Source organism: Streptomyces sp. NPDC008086 (assembly GCF_042957325.1).
Taxonomy (GTDB): Bacteria; Actinomycetota; Actinomycetes; order Streptomycetales; family Streptomycetaceae; genus Streptomyces.
In genome coordinates, this window is sequence record NZ_JBIBIA010000001.1 from 233,551 (window position 1) to 252,196 (window position 18,646).

An 18,646-nucleotide genomic window follows, 5' to 3' on the forward strand; every position below is an offset into this window, starting at 1 on the left:
CATGACGAAGATCGACACGAGCCGCCCGGAGACCGTGCTCCCCACCCCGTCGCACACGGTCGGCCCCTTCTACGGCCATGCCCTGCCGTTCCCCGGCGGCGGCGACATCGCGCCCGTCGGGCACCCGGCCGGCATCGCCCTGCAGGGCTACATCTACGACGGCGAGGGCAATCCGCTGCCCGACGCGTTCCTGGAGCTGTGGAGCGCCGACCCCGACGGCAACGTCCCGCAGGTCGACGGCTCGATCCGGCGCGACCCGGCGAGCGGCGGCTACCTGGGCCGCAACGGCGTCGAGTTCACCGGCTGGGGGCGTATCCAGACCGACGCGAACGGGCACTGGACGGCGCGGACGCTGCGGCCGGGTGCGCGGGGGCAGAGCGCGCCGTACATCAGTGTGTGCGTGTTCGCGCGCGGCCTGCTGGTGCATCTGTACACGCGGATCTACCTGCCGGGCGACGACGCGGCCCTCGCCGCCGACCCGCTGCTCACCCGGGTGCCGGCCGAGCGGCGCGACACGCTGGTCGCACGGGAACAGCGCGATGGCACCTACCGTTTCGACATCCGCCTTCAGGGCGAAGGCGAGACGGTCTTCCTGGAGTTCCAGTGACTTCTCCCGATCCGGACACCAGTCTGCTCGCCCCCGGGTGGGCAGGCTCCCCCGCCGCCTCCGCGACCGGAGACGGCGCCTTCCTCCAGGCGCTGCTGGACGCGGAGGCAGCCCTCACCCGGGCGCAGGCCTCCCTGGGGCTCGCCCCGGCCGAGGCGGCCACCGCGGTGACCGAGGCCGCCGACGCCGACCGCTTCGACGTACGGTCCCTCGCCGAACGGGCACGCGGCGGCGGCAACCCGGTCATCCCTCTGGTAGCCGACCTGACCGGGGCGGTCGGAGCGGAGTACGGCCCGTACGTCCACCGGGGCGCCACCAGCCAGGACATCCTGGACACGGCGACGATGCTGGTGGCGGCCCGCGCCCTCGGTCTCCTGCTCGCGGACCTCGACCGCACCCAGCGGGCCCTGGCCCGGCTCGCCGCCGAGCACCGCGACACCCCGATGCCGGGGCGGACGCTCACCCAGCACGCCGTGCCGACGACGTTCGGACTGAAGGCGGCCGGGTGGCGGTCGCTGGTGCTGGACGCGCGGGACCGGGTGACGGCCGTACGGGACTCGCTGCCCGCCCAACTGGGCGGTGCGGCCGGGACGTTGGCGGCCTTCGGGGCCTACGGCGCGGGCGAGCCGACCGCGCTGCCGTCGGCGTACGCCGACGAACTCGGCCTCCGGACGCCCGAGCTGCCCTGGCACACGCTGCGGACCCCGATCGCGGACCTCGCCGGATGCCTCGCCCTCGCGGCGGGCGCGCTCGGCAAGATCGCAGTGGACGTCCTGACGCTGGCCCGTACCGAGATCGCCGAGGTCGCCGAGGGCAGCGGCGGGGGTTCGTCCGCCATGCCGCACAAGGCCAATCCGGTACGGGCCACCCTGATCGCCTCCGCCGCGCGGCGGGCGCCTCAGCTCGCGGCCACGCTGTACGGGTCGCTCGCGGCGGAGGACGAGCGGCCGGCCGGGGCCTGGCACGCCGAGTGGGAGCCGCTGAGGGACCTGCTGCGGCTGGTCGGCGGGGCGGCGCGGGACGCCGTGGAGCTGACCGAGAGGCTGCGGGTCAGGCCCGACGTCATGCGGGACCACCTCGACCTCACCCACGGGCTGATCGTCTCCGAGCGGCTGTCCGCCGAGCTGTCCCCGGTACTGGGGCGGGCCCGCGCCAAGGCCCTGCTCACGGACCTCGCCGAACGCACCTGCACCGAGGGGCGCAGTCTCGGAGAACTGCTCGCCGGAGAAACCGAGTTGAAGGACGTCGACCTCGACGAGCTCACCGACCCCGCCCGTTACACCGGCTCCGCCGGTACCCTCACCGACCGTGCTCTGGAGCGACGTTGACCGACAAACTCCTCAACCACCGCGCCGAGGGGCCCACTTCCGCGCCCGCGCTGCTTCTCGGGCCCTCGCTCGGCACCTCGTACGCCCTGTGGGACCAGGTCGCGCCCGAGCTGTCGATCACCCATCGGGTGGTCCGCTGGGACCTGCCCGGGCACGGGGGTTCGGCGGCGGATCTCATCGACGCGGGCGCCACGGTCGGTGACCTCGCCGACCTGGTGCTGGCGCTCGCCGACTCGCTCGGCGTCGAGCGGTTCGCGTACGCGGGTGTGTCGCTGGGGGGTGCGGTCGGACTGCACCTGGCCGTGCACCACCCCGAGCGGGTCTCCTCGCTGGCGGTGATCTGTTCGTCGGCGCACTTCAACGGGGCGAAGCCGTGGGAGGAGCGGGCTGCGCTGGTGCGCAGCCAAGGGCTGGCGAGGCTCGCCGCGAGCGCGGACGACCGCTGGTTCACGCCCGGCTTCACCGTGCCGGCGCTGATCCAGGACCACCGGGACGCCGATCCCGCCGCGTACGCCGCCTGCTGTGACGCGCTCGCCGCCTTCGACCTGCGTGAACGGCTGCCCGAGATCTCCTCGCCCACCCTGCTGATCGCGGGCCGCGAGGACCCGGCGACACCGCCGGCACATCTGCGGGAGATCGCGGACGCCGTACCCGGTGCCACGCTCGTCGAGCTTCCCGGGGCCTCGCATCTGGCGCCGGCGCAGTGCCCGCGGGCCGTGCTGACAGCGATGCGGGCGCACCTCGGCGGCGGCGCCGGACTGGGCATGGAGGTGCGGCGCGAGGTGCTGGGTGACGCCCATGTCGACCGGGCCCAGGCCCGGCAGACGCCGTTCACCGCGCGCTTCCAGGACTTCATCTCGCGCTACGCCTGGGGCGAGATCTGGACGGACCCGACGCTCAGCCGCCGCGAGCGCAGCATGATCACACTGACGGCCCTGGTCGCCCACGGCCACTACGACGAGCTGGCCATGCACGTCCGGGCGGCCCGGCGCAACGGGCTGACCCCGGAGGAGATCGGGGCCGTACTGCTCCAGACGGCCGTGTACTGCGGGGTCCCGGCGGCGAACTCGGCGTTCGCGGCGGCCCAGCGGGTGCTGGCGGAAGACGAAGGGTGACCCTGCTGGTCGTAGCCTCAGCAGCACCTCGCACCTGTCCTGCCGCGTGTCTACGGTGGAGGCATGTCGACGATTCTCATCACCGGCGCCACCTCCGGTCTCGGCCGCTACGTCGCCTTCGAACTGGTCCGCGCGGGGCACGTCGTCCTCGCGCACGGACGCGACCCGGGTCGTACGGGGCACCTGGTCGAGGAGCTGCGCACCGAGGGTGACGCCGAGGGTTTCGTCGCCGATCTGGCCTCGCTGACGCGGGTGCGCGAGTTGGGCGCTCATGTCGCGGACGCACATCCCGACCTGGACGTGCTGATCAACAACGCGGGCGTGGGAGCGGGCGTGCCCGGCGCGGGACGCGAGCTGAGCGCGGACGGACACGAACTGCGGCTCGCCGTCGACTACTTGGCGCCGGTGACGCTGACGCGAGCCCTGCTCCCGGTTCTGCGGGACAACACGCCCGCCCGGATCGTCAACGTGGGCTCGGTCGGCCAGGAGCCCCTCGACTTCGACGACGTCGAATTCCGCCGCGGATACGACGGCTTCGCGGCGTACCGACGAGCCAAGTTCGCCCTGGCCGCCCACACCTTCGCCCTGGCCGAGGAGCTGGCCGACACCGGTGTCGCCGTGAACGTGCTCCACCCGGCGACCTTCATGGACACGGCGATGGTGCGCGAAGGCGGCATGACCCCCTGGAGCACGGTCGCCGAGGGGGCGGCGGGCGTCCTGGCCCTGGCGACCCGGGACCTGGGCACGGGCGGCTACTTCGACGGCACGAGCCCGTCCCGGGCACACGAAGGGACGTACGACCCGGAGGTGCGCAAGCGGCTGGCCGCGGTCACCGATCAGCTGCTGGCCCTCTGAGCGCTCACACCAAGCCCGCCGACAACGCCGCCTCCGCCTGCCTCACCAGCCCGTCCGCCCCGCACGAGCGGGCCAGCGTCAGTCCGCGCCGGAGTTCCGCGGCCGAGCGGGCGGCGATGCCGTACTCGACGCGGGCCGCGGCGTGTTCGTACTGGCAGGGTGAGGCCTCCAGGTAGGTGACCGCCTGTTCGGTGAGGCGGACCGCGCGCTGGCCGGTCTCCAGGGCGGCGGCGCAGCGCAGGGCCTCGCCGATCGCGGTGTCGGTGCCGAGCCGCTCGGCGTGCCTGCGGACGTCGGTGGCGAGGCGGGCGGCGCGTGCGGGGTCCTCGCTCGCGAGGGCGCGGGCCAGGTCGACGGCCCAGGGGACGAGCACGGGGTTGTGGTGGCCGCGTACGTCGGCCGCCTTCTCCGCGGCCTCCAGTTCGTTGACGCCGTCCTTCGTACGGCCGACGGCCAGGAGCAGGCGGCCGCGGACCGAGCGCGGGTCGGGCAGGACGATGGTGGTCGGGTACGGCGGCGCGAAGCCGTACCGCTCGGCGATCTCCCAGGCCTCGTCGACGTGTCCGCGGGCGAGCAGCGTGTCGACGAGGTTGCAGGTCGCGGACCAGTGCAGCGGCAGTCGGCGGCCGACGCGCTCGGCGAGCGCCAGCGACTTGCGCAGGGACGCCTCGGCCTCGCGGAGCCGGCCGCGCCTGCGGTGGCCGAGGCCGACGTAGGCGTGGGCGAGGGCGAGATGGCCGCCGCTCCAACCCGCGGACTCGTACGCGCGCAGCGCCTCGTTGTAGAGGGTTTCGGCCCGGTCGAGCCGGTCGGTGAAGGCGTAGGCGCTGGCCAGCATCATCGGCAGCTCCAGGCCCCACTCGGGGTCGGTCCAGCCGAGTCCGGGGGCGAGGCGGCCGTTGACGAGGGCGCGGTCGCACACTTCGACGACCTCCTCGGCGTTCTCGCCGCGGGCCATGGCGTCGAAGCCGCGCAGTATGAGCAGGGCGCGCTCGGAGTTGTCGCGTCCGGTGCAGGTGGCGGCGAGTTCGGCGAGGCGGGTGGAGCGTCCCGGTGAGGTGGCCTCGCCCGCGTGGAGGCCCTCCCACATGAACTGCACGGCCTGGAGCCGCAGCCTGGCGGGGCCGGCCTGGTGCCGGGCGGCCTCCGCCTCGACGGTGCGGACGGCCTCCTCCAGCTGGTCGTTGTGGAGCAGGGCCTGGGAGAGGCGGCAGACGGCGTCGACGCGTTCGTCGCCGTCGAGGCCGGGCATCGCGAGGGCGCTCTGGAGGTGGTCGATGGTGGTGGCGGGCGCGGTGAGGAGGGTGGCGCAGCCCAGTTCGTGCAGCACGCGCGCGTGCGCCTCGGGCGGGGGCGGCTCCACGAGGGCGCGCTCCAGGCAGCGGCGGGCGGCGTCGGGAGCGCCCACGGCGAGGTGTTCGCGGGCGGCCTCGCGCAGCTGCTCGACGAGTTCCTCGTCGCTGTCCGGGTGGACCTCCAGGAGGTGGCGGGCGGCGACCGCGGCGCCGCGGCCGTTGTCGGTGACGACGCGGGCGGCGATGCCGTGCATGGCGGTGCGCAGGGCGTCGGGAATGGAGTTGTAGACGGCGCTGGCGATCAGCGGGTGGACGAACTCCAGGTCGCCGTCGTCCGGTTGGACGCCCGCCGGGTCGGGCTCGGTGAGGATGCGGGCGGCGCGCAGCAGGTCGGCGCAGCGCATGGCGTCGTCCACGCCCATGGTGGCGAGTTCGGCCACCAGGTCGACGGAGATGCCGGTGCCGAGGATCGCCGCCGCCCAGGCGAACCGGGTGGCCTCGATGCCGAGCGTCTCCAGGCGGGCGACCAGGCCGCCGCCGCGCGCCGAGCGGTTCAGGGCGCGCAGCTCGGCCGCCGCCGACTCGGTGGGCTCGAACTCGCTGTCCTGGACCTTGGCGAGGAGCTCGACGGTCTCGTACGGGTTGCCGCCGGTCACGGCCCAGACCTCGCGGCAGAACGGGGCGTCGGCGTGGGCGCCCAGGGTGGCGCGGGTGAGGCCGGCGGTCGCGTCCGGGGTGAGGGCGCTCAGGGTGGCCACGGAGCTGCCCGCGGCGGCGACCGAGTCGAGGTGGCGGGCGCCGTCGCCGCCGACCTCGCCGGGGCGGCGGGCGACGACGACCAGGACGCTCTGTTCACCGAGGCGTTCGGCGAAGGCGGCGAGCCAGCGCAGGGTCTCCTGGTCGGCCCAGTGGGCGTCGTCGATCAGCAGCACCAGCGGCCAGTCGCGCCGGGCCAGGCGGCGTACGGCGGCCACCAGTCCGTCGCACACGCCCTGCGGGTCGGCCTGACGCTCGCCCGGTTCCGATATGCCGAGGGCGGGTCCGGCGATGTCGTACCAGTCGCCGAGGTACTCGCGGGCCTCCTCCGGCATCAGTGACAGCAGCGCGGGCTGGAGCAACTGCCGTACGACGTTGAAGGGGACGGAGCTCAGGGTCTCGCTGCCCCGGGCGGACCACACCGTGCAGCCGCGGGCCTCGGCGATACGGCGGGTTTCGGCCAGCAGTGCGGTCTTGCCGAGTCCCGCCTCGCCGCGCAGCACCAGAAGGCTGCCTGACGAGGACTTGTCCGCGCACAGGGTGTCGAGGGCCCGCTCGACGGCGGCGACCTCCTCGTCGCGCTCCCACAGCGAGGCCGAGGCGGCCTGTGTGGGCCGTACCTCCGTCATCCCGCTACCTCCCCAAGTCGCCCGAACGACGTACAGAGCTCGAGCGTAGCCGTCCAATTGCCTAAGTGGAGTCGGGTCAGGGCACCTGTTGCCGTGACGGGTGACAACCGGCGCGCGCGGGCGACGCGCAGGGCCCGCGACCTGCACGGCCGAAACTTACTGATAGTCAAAAACCGTCCCAGCGACCGGAATTCGTGATTCAGGAGGCGCGTGCATGACATCGACCTACCCCGACCGCGGCACGGCCCGGTCCCGCAGGGCGCTGGTCGCGGGATCGGTGGGCAACCTCATCGAGTGGTACGAGTTCGGTGTCTACGGCTACTTCGCGACGATCATCGCGGCGCGGTTCTTCACACCCGAGGGCGGCAGCGAGATCGAGGCGCTGGTGAAGACGTACGCGTCGTTCGCGCTGGCGTTCTTCTTCCGGCCGGTCGGCGCGGCCGTGTTCGGCCTGCTCGGCGACCGGATCGGCCGGCGTCCGGTGCTGATCCTGGTGATCGCGCTGATGACCGGGGCGACGACGCTGATCGGCGCGCTGCCCACGTACGACACGGTCGGCGCGCTCGCCCCGTGGCTGCTGACGTTCCTGCGGGTGCTGCAAGGGCTCTCGGCGGGCGGGGAGTTCGGGGGCGCGGTGTCGGTGATGACCGAGTTCGCGCCACCCGGGAGGCGCGGGCTGTACGGGTCGTGGCAGTCGTTCACGGTGGCGCTGGGACTGCTGGGCGGTGCGGGGGCGGCGGCGCTGCTGGCGACGGTGCTGACCGAGCGGCAGCTGGGCGACTGGGGTTGGCGGTTGCCGTTCCTGCTGACGTTGCCGCTGGGGCTGGGTGCCCTGTGGCTTCGGCTGCGTCTTGACGAGACGCCGGCGTTCCGACAGGAGCGGGAGGCCGAGCGGCCGAGCGGGCGTGCGGTCGCCGGGGCGATCGCGCTGGGCGCCGGGCGGATCATGGGGTGGGCGGCGGCCGGGTACACCTTCCTGGTCGTGCTGCCGTCGTATCTCCAGTCCGCGCTGGACGCGAGCTTCCAGCAGGCGCTGATCGCCACGGTGCTGGCCAACCTCGGTTTCGCGATGACGATCGTGCCCGCGGGCTGGCTCAGCGACCGGGTCGGGCGGCGGCCGGTGATGCTGGCGGGGGCGGCGCTGGTGGTGGTCCTCGCGGTGCCGCTGCTCAACCTTCTGCAGGCCCCGGGCGTTTCCCTCACCGTGAAGGGTGCGGCGGTGTGCGGCGCGGGAGCGGTGGTGGGGCTGATGGCGGGGCCGGGTCCGGCGATGCTCGCGGAGCTGTTCCCGACGAACGTGCGCCATACGGGGCTGGGGCTCGCCTACGCCCTGTCCAATGCGGTGTTCTCGGGGTGTGCCGGGCTCATCATCACGGAGACGATCGAACGGACCGGGAACGTGGACGTCCCCGCGTACTACGCGGCCGCGACCTGCGCGGTGAGCGTCCTGGCGCTCGCCACCGTATCGGGGGCATCGGTGCGGAAGGCGACGGGGCGCAAGCCGACGGCCGCGCTCGACGAGGCGAGGGAAGCGACGGGAAAGGCGGAGTGAGCGCATGCGGGTGATCGGCCTGATGTCGGGCACGTCGTACGACGCCGTCGACGCCGCGGCCGCCGACCTGAGCCTCGTCGACGACAGCCTGGTGCTCAGGCCGCTGGGGCTGGTGAGCGAGGCGTACGACGAGGTGGTGCGGGAGGCGCTCGGGGCGGCGCTGCCGCCGGGGACGACCTCGATGGCGGAGGTGTGCCGGCTCGACACGCGGATCGGACAGGCCTTCGCGGCGGCCGCCGTGCGCGCGGACCGTGAACTGGGCGAGGGACGGTCGGAGTTGGTCGCCTCGCACGGGCAGACGGTCTACCACTGGGCCGAGGACGGGCAGGTGCACGGCACCCTTCAGCTCGGGCAGCCCGCCTGGATCGCCGAGGCGACCGGGCTGCCCGTGGTCGCCGACTTCCGGCCCCGTGACATCGCCGCCGGCGGCCAGGGCGCCCCGCTGGTCAGCCTGGTCGACCTGCTGTGGCTGCGCGGCCGGCCGGGCACTCCCGTCGCCCTCAACATCGGCGGGATCGCCAACCTCACCGCGCCCGACGGCACCGCCTTCGACACCGGCCCCGGCTGCGCGCTGATCGACGCGGCGGCCCGGGGGTTCAGCGGCGGACGGCTGGCGTACGACGTGGACGGGGCGCTGGCCGCTCGCGGCGGCGTCCATGAGCCGCTGCTGCGACGGCTGCTGGAGGAGCCGTACTACGCGCTGCCCGCGCCCAAGACGACCGGCAAGGAACTCTTCCACCTGGGCCATCTCCGGGACGCGCTGGCCGGATTCGGCACCCTGCCCGCCGAGGACGTCGTGGCCACGCTGACCATGCTCACGGCGCGGACGGTCGCCGACGCGGTGCGGGCGGCGGGCGCGACAGAGGTGATCGCCTCGGGCGGCGGGACCCGCAACCCGGTCCTGATGACGATGCTCGGGCAGTGCCTGCCCGGGGTGCCCCTGCGCTCCTCCGACGAGCTGGGGCTCCCGGCGGCCGCGAAGGAGGCGTACGCCTTCGCCGTGCTCGGCTTCCTGACCGCCCACGCCCTGCCCGGCAGCGTGCCCTCGGCCACGGGCGCCCGGCAGGCACGCGTACTCGGCTCGATCACGCCCGGCCGGAACGGGCTGCGGCTCCCCCCACCTGCGGAGAATCGGCCGGTACGGCTCGTCCTGGAGTGACGCGGCGGGCCTTCCGGGGCCGGATCCGGTGGTTCCGGGGCCGGTTCCTCTCATCCGACTTTCACCGACACCTCATACGGTGGGCGTATGACGCAGGTGACTCCTCCCGGCTGGTACCCCGACCCGGGGCAGAAGAACGACGGTCCGCCCACCGAGCGCTGGTGGGACGGCAAGGCATGGACGGACCAGGTCCGGCCCGTGGGGTCGGCGGACGTATGGGGTCCTCCGGAGCAGTTGGCGGCCGGCGGGACGTATCCGGTGCACCCGGGTTATCCCGGCCAGTTGCCGTCGGGCGGCCGACGCGGGCTGCGCACCGGCATAGCCGTGGGGGTTGCCGCGGTCGTCCTCGCGAGCATCGGCGTCGGCGTGTACGCGCTGACCGCCGACGACGGCTCGGGCGGCGGCGCCAACTCCCAGCAGGGCGGGCCGGGCGGCGGTCAGGGCGGGCCCTTCGGCGGCAACGGCGGGTCCGGGGGCGGCGGCAACGGCGGCGGGGGCGGGAACGGCGGTTCCGGTGGGGCGTCGCCCTCACCCGACCAGTCCGAGGCGCCGAAGGTGGACAGCGGGTCGGTGACCGACGCCCTGAGCGGGATCAGTCTGCCCATCCCGGACGGCTGGTACGGCCAGGAGATCAACTGGGGTGCCCACGTCGGTTCGGACGAGACGTACAAGTGCCCCTCCGACACCTCGCAGACCTGCATGAAGGGCGGCGCGTACTCGGCGCCCGCGCTCGCGCTCGGCACCAAGGGCGACACGGCCGAGGAGGTCGCGAAGGCGGACATCGCGGCGAACGCCGAGGAGTCCTACGGCAAGGGGTACGGCGAGATCACCTCGCACGACGTGCTGGCCTCCAAGGCGGTGACCGTGGCCGGGCAGAAGGGCTACCTGGTCCGCTGGAAGGCGATCACGAGCAAGGGCGCCGACGGCTACGTCGAGTCGCTGGCCTTCCCCTCGCCCGCGAGTGAGCGGCGGATCGTCGTGGTCCGTTTCGGTGTCGACGTCGACCAGGGCCAGGCGGTGCTGGACGAGATCACCAAGGGCATCAAGGTGTCCACCACCGGCGGAGGCAACGGCCAGGACGTCTGAGCCCCGACCGAAAACACCCCCGGACATGTCGCGGCCGGGTGGGGCGCCCCTCCGCTCAAGAGGAACCCCACCCGGCCGGGGGGTGCGCGCCGCCCCCGTCCCCACGGTGCGGCGCGGATCAGGCCGCCGTCCAGTCATCCCGTGGACGGCGTCCTGAGTCTCAGGTGAGGCCCAGTGCGGGCAGCACGGCGGCCTCCACGAACCGGACGAGATAGTCGGGGTCGGCGTCCTCGCCCTCCAGCACGGGCCGGGCCCGCAGCACGCCGAAGATCTGGGCGGGGACGTACTCCAGGGCGGGATGGTCGGCGGCGACCTCGCCGCGTTCGACGCCCCGCAGCAGGATCTGCCGCAGCGCGTCGATCTCGGGGTCGATCAGCGCCTCCCGCAGCGCGCACTTCAGTTCCGGGTCCTCCATCACGGCGTGTCCCAGCGCCTGGAACAGCCGGGTGTCCTTGCCGGACCACGCCCCCGCGGCCCGTGCCGCCTCGCGCAGGTCACCGGCGAGGGTGCCGGTGTCGATGCCCTCGAAGCGGGTGAGCCGGCTGGCGCGCAGGGCCGCCGCCACGAACTGGGGCTTGGTCCTCCACTGCCGGTACAGCGTGGACTTGCTGCACCGGGTGCTGCTGGCGACGCCCTCCATGGTGACGGCGTCGTAACCGCACGCGCGGATCTGTTCGAGCACGGCGTCGAAGAACTCCTGCTCACGCTCCGGCGTGATCTTGGAGCGGCGCGAGGCGACGACCGTCTCCGGTCCCTCCGCGGCCTGCGACGTCATCGGCCCTTCCCCTCACTTCCGTGTGCCGTGTCCAGTGTGTCGTACGTCTATCGATACGCCACTGTACCGGAACGCCATCGTATCGGTACAGTGACGTATCGGTACAGTGGCGTTTCGGTACATCGACGTTTCGGTACGCCGCCGTATCGATGACTTCGCCGGGTACCACCCAGCACCACCCACCGTTCGGCGAAAGGCCGGGGGCAATGAATGGCCGCACCGAGGCTGCTCGGAGGGAGACCGACGCGATAGCGCGGCCTCCGCTCGTCCGGGAGCTCCTGCTCGTCGCAGGGCTCTTCCTCGTCTACAAGTTCGGCCGGCAGCTGGTCACGGGCCACACCGGCGAGGCGTTCCGCAACGCGGACCGCGTGTGGGACCTGGAACGAGCCGTCCGGCTGCCCGGCGAGGGCGCGGTGCAGCATCTGCTCCTGCACGGCGACACGCTCATACACCTCGCGAACACCTACTACGCGATCGTGCACTTCCCGGCCACCGCGGCCTTCCTGGTCTGGACGTACCTGCGCCGCCCCGCCCACTACGTCTGGGCCCGCCGCGTCCTCGCCGCCGTCACGGCCGGGGCCCTGGTGGCCCATCTGACGTTCCCGCTGGCCCCGCCGCGCATGCTCGCCGCGACCGGACTGATCGACACCGGACGGGTCTACGGCCCTTCCGTGTACGGCTCGCCCCAGACCGACCACCTCTCCAACCAGTTCGCCGCGATGCCGTCGCTGCACTTCGGCTGGGCCCTGATGGTGGCGATCGGCCTGATCGTGGCGACCCGCTCGCGCTGGCGCTGGCTGTGGCTGCTGCACCCGCTGCTGACCCTGCTGGTCATCGTGGGCACGGCCAACCACTACTGGCTCGACGCGATCGTGGCGACGGCCCTGCTCGGCATCGCGCTCGCGGTGATCCGCCCCCAGACTTCGTCCGGGGGGACCCCCATCTCGCTTCGCTCGCCACGGCGCACGGCGACGACGGCCGGACGCGGCGCCGACCAGCTCGTGCCCTCGGCCGGGGACGAGGAAGCAGTGCTCGTGGGAGCGGGCCGATGAACGCCACCCTGACCGCCGTCGCCCTGTCCCTGTTCTCCGCGGTCGCCTACGCCGCCGCGGCCGTGGCCCAGGAGCGGCTGGCCGCCCGCGCCCCGGGATCGAGCCTGCTCCGGCTGCTGCGGTCCGGCGCCTGGTGGGGGGCCGTCCTCCTCAACGGCTCCGGCGCGCTGCTGCACGTCGTGGCCCTGAAGTACGGTCCGCTGACCGTGGTGCAGCCGCTCGGCGCGCTCACCCTGGTGGCCGCGGTGCCGCTGGGCGCGCGCATCGCCGGACGGCGGGTCAGCGCGGTCGAGTGGCGCGGTACGGCACTGACGCTCGCCGGTCTGGCGGCGATCCTCGTGACGGCGTCCGGGTCCGCGCCCGAGGAGGTGCTGAGCACGTCCGAGGCCGTGGCGGTCGCGGCCGTGACGGTGGCACTGATCGGCATGCTGTCGCGACCGGGCGCCCGGCCGGGGCTGCGGCACGCGACCGCGTCCGGTTTCGCCTCCGGGGTGGGCTCGGCGCTCACGCAGACCGTGACGGTGGCCCTGACGGACCACTCCGCCCCGCTGCTCAGCCCGCAGGTGATCGGGGTGGCACTGCTGGTCGCGGCCCTCGCGGCGAGCGGGCTGCTGCTGTCGCAGACCGCCTACCAGGGCGGCCTCGGCGCTCCGCTGGCGATGGTGACGCTGGCCAACCCCATGGCGGCCGCGGTGATCGGGCTCGTCCTGCTCGGCGAACGGCTGCAGGGCGGCGCGCAGGGGGTGCTCCTCGCACTGGCCGGGGCGGGCCTGGCGTCCTGGGGCGTGGTGCTGCTGACCCGGGCGACTCCTGCTGCCCGCGCGGCAGCGCCGCGAAAGGGGCGCGGGCCGTATCGTTTTGCGGCTCCGCCGCGTAGGCGCGATCAACCACGGTACAGCCGCACCCGACGAACAATCCGACGCGGCACCCCCGTGGTCGCCCCCGCACAGGAACCGGCGTTGGTGCCCCGGCAACCGGAGCCGAGGCACCTCACACCGCTCTGAGCACCCGGTCGGGGCTACTCGGTGATGATCGCCGGGTCGCTCACACCCGGCCGCCCGTTCTCGACGTGCCCGGCGAACCGCCGCAGGAACGCCGGGTCGGTGTCGGCGGTGACGGTCAGGTCGTACCAGCGCCGGCTCCCCGCCAGGTCGACCGTGCGGCACACCGTGGCGCCGGGCCGCACGGTCACCGTCGTGGCACGGCCGCCGTACCCGTTGGCGATCTTCAGCCGGACGGTCGCCGTTCCCTTGTTGGTGAGAGTCAGCTCGACGTCGTCCCCGGTGTGCCGGGCGGTGACCTCGGGGCCGGCCGCCCTGTTCGAGCCCTTGAACCAGCGCACGAAGCCGCCGGGGCCGTGCACGGTCAGGTCGTACGAGCCGTTCGAGTACGCCGAGTTCCAGGTGTCCGCGATGCCCTTGCCGGCCTCGGTGGTGTACGTCCAGGGACCGTCGGTGCGATTGCCGGACGTGACGTGGAAGGCGGCGCCGGCCTTGGCACCGGAGGCGAAGGCCAGCGTGAACTTTCCGGCCGCGGCGTCGACGGAGCCGTCCACGTGCGGGGCGTACTTGAGCGGCCGGGTCGGGCGCGGGCCGCGCTCCTGGCGGGGCATGTCGGGGTCGGCCGGCGGGGCCGGCTTGTAGTCGGGGTGGCGCTCGCGGTCCTGCGGCTCGTACTCGTCCGTCCCCGGCAGCGCGGCCGGGCGGGTGTCCTTGCGGGAGAAGTCGAAGGCCGAGGTCAGGTCGCCGCAGATGGCCCGGCGCCAAGGGGAGATGTTCGTCTCCTTCACCCCGAAGCGGCGTTCCATGAAGCGCAGGATCGAGGTGTGGTCGAGCGTCTCCGAGCAGACGTAACCGCCCTTGCTCCACGGCGAGACGACCAGCATCGGCACCCGCGGACCGAGACCGTAGGGGCCGGCCGGGCGGTTGCTGTCGCCCTTGTAGAGGTCGAGCGAGACGTCGACGGTGGACTTGCCCCGGGAGGCGTCCTTCGGCGGCAGCGGCGGCACGACGTGGTCGAAGAAGCCGTCGTTCTCGTCGTAGGTGATGAACAGGGCCGTCTTCGACCAGACCTCCGGGTTGGCGGTGAGGGCGTCCAGGACCTGGGCGATGTACCAGGCGCCGTAGTTCGAGGGCCAGTTGGAGTGCTCGGAGAAGGCCTCGGGGGCGGCGATCCAGGAGATCTGGGGCAGCTTGCCGGCCTTGACGTCGGCCTTCAGCCGGTCGAAGTAGCCTTCGCCACTCTTGGCGTCGGTGCCGGTGCGGGCCTTGTCGTACCAGGGGTCGCCGGGCTCGGCCTCGCGGTACTTGTTGAAGTACAGCAGCGAGTTGTCGCCGTAGTTGCCGCGGTAGGCGTCCTGGATCCAGCCCCAGGAGCCCTGGGCGTCGAGGCCGTCGCCGATGTCCTGGTAGATCTTCCAGGAGACGCCCGCCTGCTCCAGCCGCTCGGGGTAGGTCGTCCAGCCGTAGCCGAGCTCGTCGTTGCCGAGGACCGGTCCGCCGCCCTGGCCGTCGTTGCCCGTGTAGCCCGTCCACATGTAGTAGCGGTTCGGGTCGGTGGAGCCGATGAACGAGCAGTGGTAGGCGTCGCAGACGGTGAAGGCGTCGGCGAGGGCGTAGTGGAAGGGGATGTCGTCACGGGTCAGGTACGCCATGGTCGTGGTGCCCTTGGCGGGGATCCACTTGTCGTACTTGCCGCCGTTGTAGGCCTGCTGGCCGTCGGTCCAGCCGTGCGGGAGGCCCTCCAGGAACTGCATGCCCAGGTCGTCGGCGTCCGGGTGGAACGGCAGGATGTCCTTGCTGCCGTTCGACTGGTGCCAGATCGACCTGCCGTCGTCGTGCTTCACCGGGCGGGGGTCACCGAAGCCGCGGACGCCGCGCAGCTTGCCGAAGTAGTGGTCGAAGGAACGGTTCTCCTGCATCAGGACGACGATGTGCTCGACATCCTCGATCGACCCGGTGCGATGGTTCGCGGGGATCGCGGCGGCCCGCTGGATGCTGCTCGACAGAGCCGTGAACGCCGTGGTCGCGCCCGCGAGTTGAAGGAATCGGCGGCGATTGACTTCGGGCATGAGTGAGGGACCTCTTCCCATCTAGGGTGGTTTGACCGGCCGGCTGGTGACGGAAGCCGCGCGGAAGGAGTGTTCCAGGAGCACCAAACGACAGGGAAGGGTCCGGTGGCGCTCGTGTGAAAGTCGTCGGTACGGGAGGTGTGCCGGGACCCGGGCGGGGGGATGGTCGCGATCATGACAGAGACGACGCGCACGGATTCCCCGCCGGCCTCACGGCCCGTACGCCAGCTCCTCGCCGCCTCCGTCGGCAATGCCGTGGAGTGGTACGACTGGTACGCCTACACCTTCCTCGCCACCTATATCGCGGCCGAGGTCTTCCCGAAGAGCGCGGACAACTCCCTGGTGCCGCTGCTGTCGACGTTCGCGGTCTTCGCGGTGGGCTTCTTCATGCGACCGGTGGGCGGGCTGCTGATGGGCGCCGTCGCGGACCGCCGCGGCCGGCGTTCCGCGCTGACGGTCACCATCCTGCTGATGGGCGGCAGCAGCCTGCTGGTCGGCCTGACCCCGACCTACGAGACCGTGGGCGTCCTCGCCCCGGTGATCCTGGTGCTGGCCCGCCTCCTCCAAGGCCTGTCGGTGGGCGGCGAGTTCGCGGCGTCGACGACGTTCCTGGTGGAGTCTGCGGGGCCGGGCCGGCGCGGGCTGTTCTCCAGCTTCCAGTACGTGTCGACGACCGCCGGGCAGCTGGTCGCCTCCGGGATCGCGACGCTGCTGGTGGACACGTTGAGCGACGGGCAGATGAACGGCTGGGGCTGGCGGGTGCCCTTCGTCCTCGGTGCCGTGCTCAGCCTGGTCGGCTTCTGGATCCGGCAGGGCGCGGAGGAGACGCGGAGCGCCGAACAGCGACAGGCCCCGCGTCCCGGCCTGTTGGAGGCCCTGCGCCGCCACCCGCGCCAGTCCCTGCTGATCTGCGGCATCACCGCGGGCGGCACGATCGCGTACTACACCTGGACGTCGTATCTGCCGACGTACGCCGAGCTCAACGCGGGTATCGAGAAGTCGGACGCGCTGCTCGCGGGCACGATCTCGCTGGCCTTCTTCGGTCTGCTCCAGCCGATCGGAGGCCTCCTCTCGGACCGCTTCGGCCGCCGCCCGCTCCTCCTCTTCTTCGGCCTGGGCTTCGCCCTGCTCACCGTCCCGCTGCTGCACGCCCTGCACGACTCGTTCGCGACCCTGCTGCTCGTGCAGTGCGCGGGCATGGTGCTGCTGACCGGGTTCACCTCGATCAGCGCGGCCGTCAACGCCGAGGTGTTCCCGCCGCGGGTACGGGCGGCGGGCATCGGGTTCCCGTACTCGCTGACGGTGGCGATGTTCGGCGGTACGGCGCCGTATGTGGGCACGCTGTTCAAGGAGTTGGGGCACGCGAACCTCTTCCCCTGGTACGTCGCCGTCCTGTGCCTCGGCTCTTCGCTGGTGTATCTGCGCCTCCCGGAGACCGCGCACAAGCCGCTGGAACGATGACCTGGCAGGATGCCCGGGTGGCGACAACTCAGGTGACTACGTATGCACGGATGGCCGAAGTCCTCACCGACCTCGGCTTGATCACTCGAAACCAGGCCCGCAAGGTGCTGGACGAGGCCGCCTCCTACGCGAGCGAGCCGATCAGCGGACCTCGTGAGATCGCCGACGCCCTCGAATCGTTCGGCGTGGCCGTGGCCATCCACTCGGAGGACGTCGACTTCGCCGACGAGCACTACGCGTGGCTCCTGAACGAGGCCGCGGCCCTCACCGGCGGCAAGGTCACCGTCTCCGACTACCGCTTCGAGAAGAGCAGTCCCGACGACGAGGACTGCGGCCTGGGCACGATGCACTTCACCTGCAACGGCACGCCGCTCTCCTTCGGCGTCGAGCAGGAGTCGAACGACTACCTCGACATGGGAGCGGCCCAGGAGGCCATCGAAGCGCTCAGCCCCGCCGACGACCCGAGGGACTTCCGCTGCGTGAAGCAGGAAGGCCCGCACTTCGACGACGACTTCATGGTCCTGGCCACGGCCGAGCAGCGTGAAGGTCTCCAGCGGCACCTGGGCATCACGTTCGAACCGCCGCTGGGCTGAGCCGGGCCCCTGGTCAGCCCTCGCGCGGCTCGACGATGGTGCCCGCGCACGACGAGCTGCGGAGTGAGGACCACCTCGCGGGGCTCGGTGCGGTCCTGGTCCAGGCGCTCCACCGCGGCGGCGACCGCGTACCGGGCCTGTCCCCGCGCCTCCTGGCTGAACGTCCACCGGTTGTCCGACGGCTGCCTGGTCGCCCTCTTCCGCAGCCACCGCGCCGACCAACTGCGCGGTGCACTGTCACAGCCCCCTCCCCCGTTCGAGTGTTGCCAACCCAACCGCACCCGAACCGGATGCTCTGCGAACTGCCTTGGTCGCCCGGCGGGACTCAGGTGGACTCGCGGTTGTCAAGCCCTGCGTGCCGGCGGCATCCCGGCTCCCGCCCTTGTCGCGTCGGTGCCCCAGCTGGCCAGCAGTCGTAGTGCCTCCGCCGACGGGGAACCGGGTTCGGCGTGGTAGGTCGCCAGCGTCTGTTCGTGGTCGTCGGCCAGGTGGAACGACTCGAGGCGCAGATCGAGTTCACCGACGAGCGGATGGTGCAGGCGCTGGATGCCGTGGCACTTGTCCTTGACGTCGTGGGCGCCCCACAGCCGCCGGAACTCCTCGCTCTTCACGGAGAGTTCGCCCACCAGCGCGGACAGCCGGGGGTCGTTGGGATGGGAGCCGGCGTCCATACGCAGCTGAGAGACGACGTCGTTCGCTTTCTGCTCCCAGTCCACGAACAGGTCGCGGTACTCGGGCCTGAGGAACACCAGCCGCGCCCAGTTCCGCTCGTGCGCGGGCAGCTCGGCCCAGTCGCCGAAGACCGCCGCGGCCATGCGGTTCCAGGCGAGGATGTCCCCCCGCCGCCCCACGAGGATCGCCGGGCCGCCTTCCATGGTGTCCAGCAGCGTCCGCAGGGAGCTCCGCACCCGCTGGGTGCGGCCCGCCGGCTTCTTCTTCTGTTTCGGCTTCGCCAGGTGTGTGAGGTGGGCGTGCTCGGCGTCGCTCAGCCTGAGCGCGCGGGCGATGGCGTCGAGGACCTCCGCCGACACGTGCCGCCCGTTGCCCTGCTCCAGCCGCGTGTAGTACCCCACCGACACCCCGGCCAGCTGCGCCAGCTCCTCGCGGCGCAGCCCCGGCACCCGCCGGTACCGCCCGAAGTCCGGCAGGCCCACGTCCTCCGGCTTCAGCCGGGCCCGCCGGGTGCGCAAGAACTCACTGAGCTCGGCACGCGGGTCCAGAGCACCGTCGGCGGGCTCGTGCACCGGTTCGAGGTATTCGTCCATGCCTCCGAGTATCCACGGTCGGACACACACCAGCCTGCCCAAGCCAGT

General features: G+C 72.6%; 15 protein-coding genes. 11 read left to right on the forward strand and 4 right to left on the reverse strand.

Features of this window, described 5'->3' with window-relative positions:
* Position 1 precedes the first annotated feature (1 nt).
* The 4 genes from pcaG to ACFZBP_RS01065 all read left to right on the forward strand — a co-directional run bounded on the left by pcaG (position 2) and on the right by ACFZBP_RS01065 (position 3,905).
* Positions 2–607, forward strand: a complete 606-nt coding sequence (gene pcaG, locus ACFZBP_RS01050; protein WP_383453350.1) for a protocatechuate 3,4-dioxygenase subunit alpha — start codon at positions 2–4, stop codon at positions 605–607.
* The gene (pcaB, locus tag ACFZBP_RS01055) at positions 604–1,935 is read left to right on the forward strand and encodes a 3-carboxy-cis,cis-muconate cycloisomerase (RefSeq protein WP_391409192.1); all 1,332 of its coding nucleotides are present in this window, start codon (positions 604–606) and stop codon (positions 1,933–1,935) included. The genes pcaG and pcaB overlap by 4 nt, the downstream gene beginning before the upstream one ends.
* Complete coding sequence (pcaD, locus tag ACFZBP_RS01060; RefSeq protein WP_391409193.1) at positions 1,932–3,050, forward strand: 3-oxoadipate enol-lactonase; 1,119 nt, start codon at positions 1,932–1,934, stop codon at positions 3,048–3,050. The genes pcaB and pcaD overlap by 4 nt, the downstream gene beginning before the upstream one ends.
* Before the next feature lie 63 nt (positions 3,051–3,113).
* Complete coding sequence (locus ACFZBP_RS01065; protein ID WP_391409194.1) at positions 3,114–3,905, forward strand: SDR family NAD(P)-dependent oxidoreductase; 792 nt, start codon at positions 3,114–3,116, stop codon at positions 3,903–3,905.
* Between the two features lie 4 nt (positions 3,906–3,909).
* Here ACFZBP_RS01065 and ACFZBP_RS01070 read toward each other — a convergent pair whose 3' ends face one another.
* Entirely contained in the window at positions 3,910–6,585 is a 2,676-nt protein-coding gene (locus tag ACFZBP_RS01070; protein WP_391409195.1) for an AAA family ATPase, read from the reverse strand.
* Positions 6,586–6,799: 214 nt separating this feature from the next.
* Between ACFZBP_RS01070 and ACFZBP_RS01075 the strand changes: the two genes are divergently transcribed.
* The 3 genes from ACFZBP_RS01075 (at position 6,800) to ACFZBP_RS01085 (ending at position 10,382) form a co-directional block, all read left to right on the forward strand.
* The gene (locus ACFZBP_RS01075; protein ID WP_391409196.1) at positions 6,800–8,137 is read left to right on the forward strand and encodes an MFS transporter; all 1,338 of its coding nucleotides are present in this window, start codon (positions 6,800–6,802) and stop codon (positions 8,135–8,137) included.
* Positions 8,138–8,141: 4 nt separating this feature from the next.
* A complete protein-coding gene (locus ACFZBP_RS01080) occupies positions 8,142–9,296 on the forward strand; it encodes an anhydro-N-acetylmuramic acid kinase (protein ID WP_391409197.1) in 1,155 nt (384 codons plus the stop codon).
* Positions 9,297–9,383: 87 nt separating this feature from the next.
* Positions 9,384–10,382 carry a DUF2510 domain-containing protein gene (locus tag ACFZBP_RS01085; RefSeq protein ID WP_391409198.1) on the forward strand — a complete coding sequence of 333 codons (999 nt, stop codon included), beginning with the start codon at positions 9,384–9,386 and terminating at the stop codon, positions 10,380–10,382.
* 160 nt (positions 10,383–10,542) lie between these two features.
* On the opposite strand, the gene ACFZBP_RS01090 is transcribed toward ACFZBP_RS01085, so the two are convergent.
* Positions 10,543–11,157, reverse strand: a complete 615-nt coding sequence (locus tag ACFZBP_RS01090) for a TetR/AcrR family transcriptional regulator C-terminal ligand-binding domain-containing protein (protein WP_383453334.1) — start codon at positions 11,155–11,157, stop codon at positions 10,543–10,545.
* 206 nt (positions 11,158–11,363) lie between these two features.
* Here ACFZBP_RS01090 and ACFZBP_RS01095 point away from each other — a divergent pair, with 206 nt between their 5' ends.
* Positions 11,364–12,209 (forward strand): phosphatase PAP2 family protein, encoded by an 846-nt coding sequence (locus tag ACFZBP_RS01095; protein ID WP_391409199.1) that lies wholly within the window; start codon positions 11,364–11,366, stop codon positions 12,207–12,209.
* A complete protein-coding gene (locus tag ACFZBP_RS01100) occupies positions 12,206–13,213 on the forward strand; it encodes a DMT family transporter (RefSeq protein ID WP_391409200.1) in 1,008 nt (335 codons plus the stop codon). Before ACFZBP_RS01095 ends, ACFZBP_RS01100 begins: the two co-directional genes overlap by 4 nt.
* 14 nt (positions 13,214–13,227) lie before the next feature.
* Here the strand turns inward: ACFZBP_RS01100 and ACFZBP_RS01105 are convergent, their stop codons facing one another.
* On the reverse strand, positions 13,228–15,279 hold the full coding sequence (locus ACFZBP_RS01105; RefSeq protein WP_391409201.1) for a phosphocholine-specific phospholipase C: 2,052 nt from the start codon (positions 15,277–15,279) through the stop codon (positions 13,228–13,230).
* Between the two features lie 162 nt (positions 15,280–15,441).
* Here ACFZBP_RS01105 and ACFZBP_RS01110 point away from each other — a divergent pair, with 162 nt between their 5' ends.
* Positions 15,442–16,740: an MFS transporter gene (locus ACFZBP_RS01110; protein WP_391409202.1), complete on the forward strand. Its 1,299-nt coding sequence runs from the start codon at positions 15,442–15,444 to the stop codon at positions 16,738–16,740.
* Positions 16,741–16,790: 50 nt separating this feature from the next.
* Entirely contained in the window at positions 16,791–17,333 is a 543-nt protein-coding gene (locus ACFZBP_RS01115) for a hypothetical protein (protein WP_391409203.1), read from the forward strand.
* Between the two features lie 344 nt (positions 17,334–17,677).
* Here the strand turns inward: ACFZBP_RS01115 and ACFZBP_RS01120 are convergent, their stop codons facing one another.
* Positions 17,678–18,598, reverse strand: coding sequence for a helix-turn-helix domain-containing protein (locus tag ACFZBP_RS01120; protein ID WP_391409204.1), 921 nt, complete (start codon positions 18,596–18,598; stop codon positions 17,678–17,680).
* Positions 18,599–18,646 lie beyond the last annotated feature (48 nt).

What these genes read in the sequence shown, in the direction of transcription:
- ACFZBP_RS01115 (WP_391409203.1), top strand. Translation starts at nt 16,791, where the DNA reads ATGGCCGAAGTCCTCACCGACCTCGGCTTGATCACTCGAAACCAGGCC.
- ACFZBP_RS01110 (WP_391409202.1), top strand. Translation starts at nt 15,442, where the DNA reads ATGGTCGCGATCATGACAGAGACGACGCGCACGGATTCCCCGCCGGCC.
- ACFZBP_RS01090 (WP_383453334.1), bottom strand. Translation starts at nt 11,157, where the DNA reads ATGACGTCGCAGGCCGCGGAGGGACCGGAGACGGTCGTCGCCTCGCGC.
- ACFZBP_RS01095 (WP_391409199.1), top strand. Translation starts at nt 11,364, where the DNA reads ATGAATGGCCGCACCGAGGCTGCTCGGAGGGAGACCGACGCGATAGCG.
- ACFZBP_RS01070 (WP_391409195.1), bottom strand. Translation starts at nt 6,585, where the DNA reads ATGACGGAGGTACGGCCCACACAGGCCGCCTCGGCCTCGCTGTGGGAG.
- ACFZBP_RS01080 (WP_391409197.1), top strand. Translation starts at nt 8,142, where the DNA reads ATGCGGGTGATCGGCCTGATGTCGGGCACGTCGTACGACGCCGTCGAC.
- ACFZBP_RS01075 (WP_391409196.1), top strand. Translation starts at nt 6,800, where the DNA reads ATGACATCGACCTACCCCGACCGCGGCACGGCCCGGTCCCGCAGGGCG.
- ACFZBP_RS01085 (WP_391409198.1), top strand. Translation starts at nt 9,384, where the DNA reads ATGACGCAGGTGACTCCTCCCGGCTGGTACCCCGACCCGGGGCAGAAG.
- ACFZBP_RS01065 (WP_391409194.1), top strand. Translation starts at nt 3,114, where the DNA reads ATGTCGACGATTCTCATCACCGGCGCCACCTCCGGTCTCGGCCGCTAC.
- pcaG (WP_383453350.1), top strand. Translation starts at nt 2, where the DNA reads ATGACGAAGATCGACACGAGCCGCCCGGAGACCGTGCTCCCCACCCCG.
- ACFZBP_RS01105 (WP_391409201.1), bottom strand. Translation starts at nt 15,279, where the DNA reads ATGCCCGAAGTCAATCGCCGCCGATTCCTTCAACTCGCGGGCGCGACC.
- ACFZBP_RS01100 (WP_391409200.1), top strand. Translation starts at nt 12,206, where the DNA reads ATGAACGCCACCCTGACCGCCGTCGCCCTGTCCCTGTTCTCCGCGGTC.
- ACFZBP_RS01120 (WP_391409204.1), bottom strand. Translation starts at nt 18,598, where the DNA reads ATGGACGAATACCTCGAACCGGTGCACGAGCCCGCCGACGGTGCTCTG.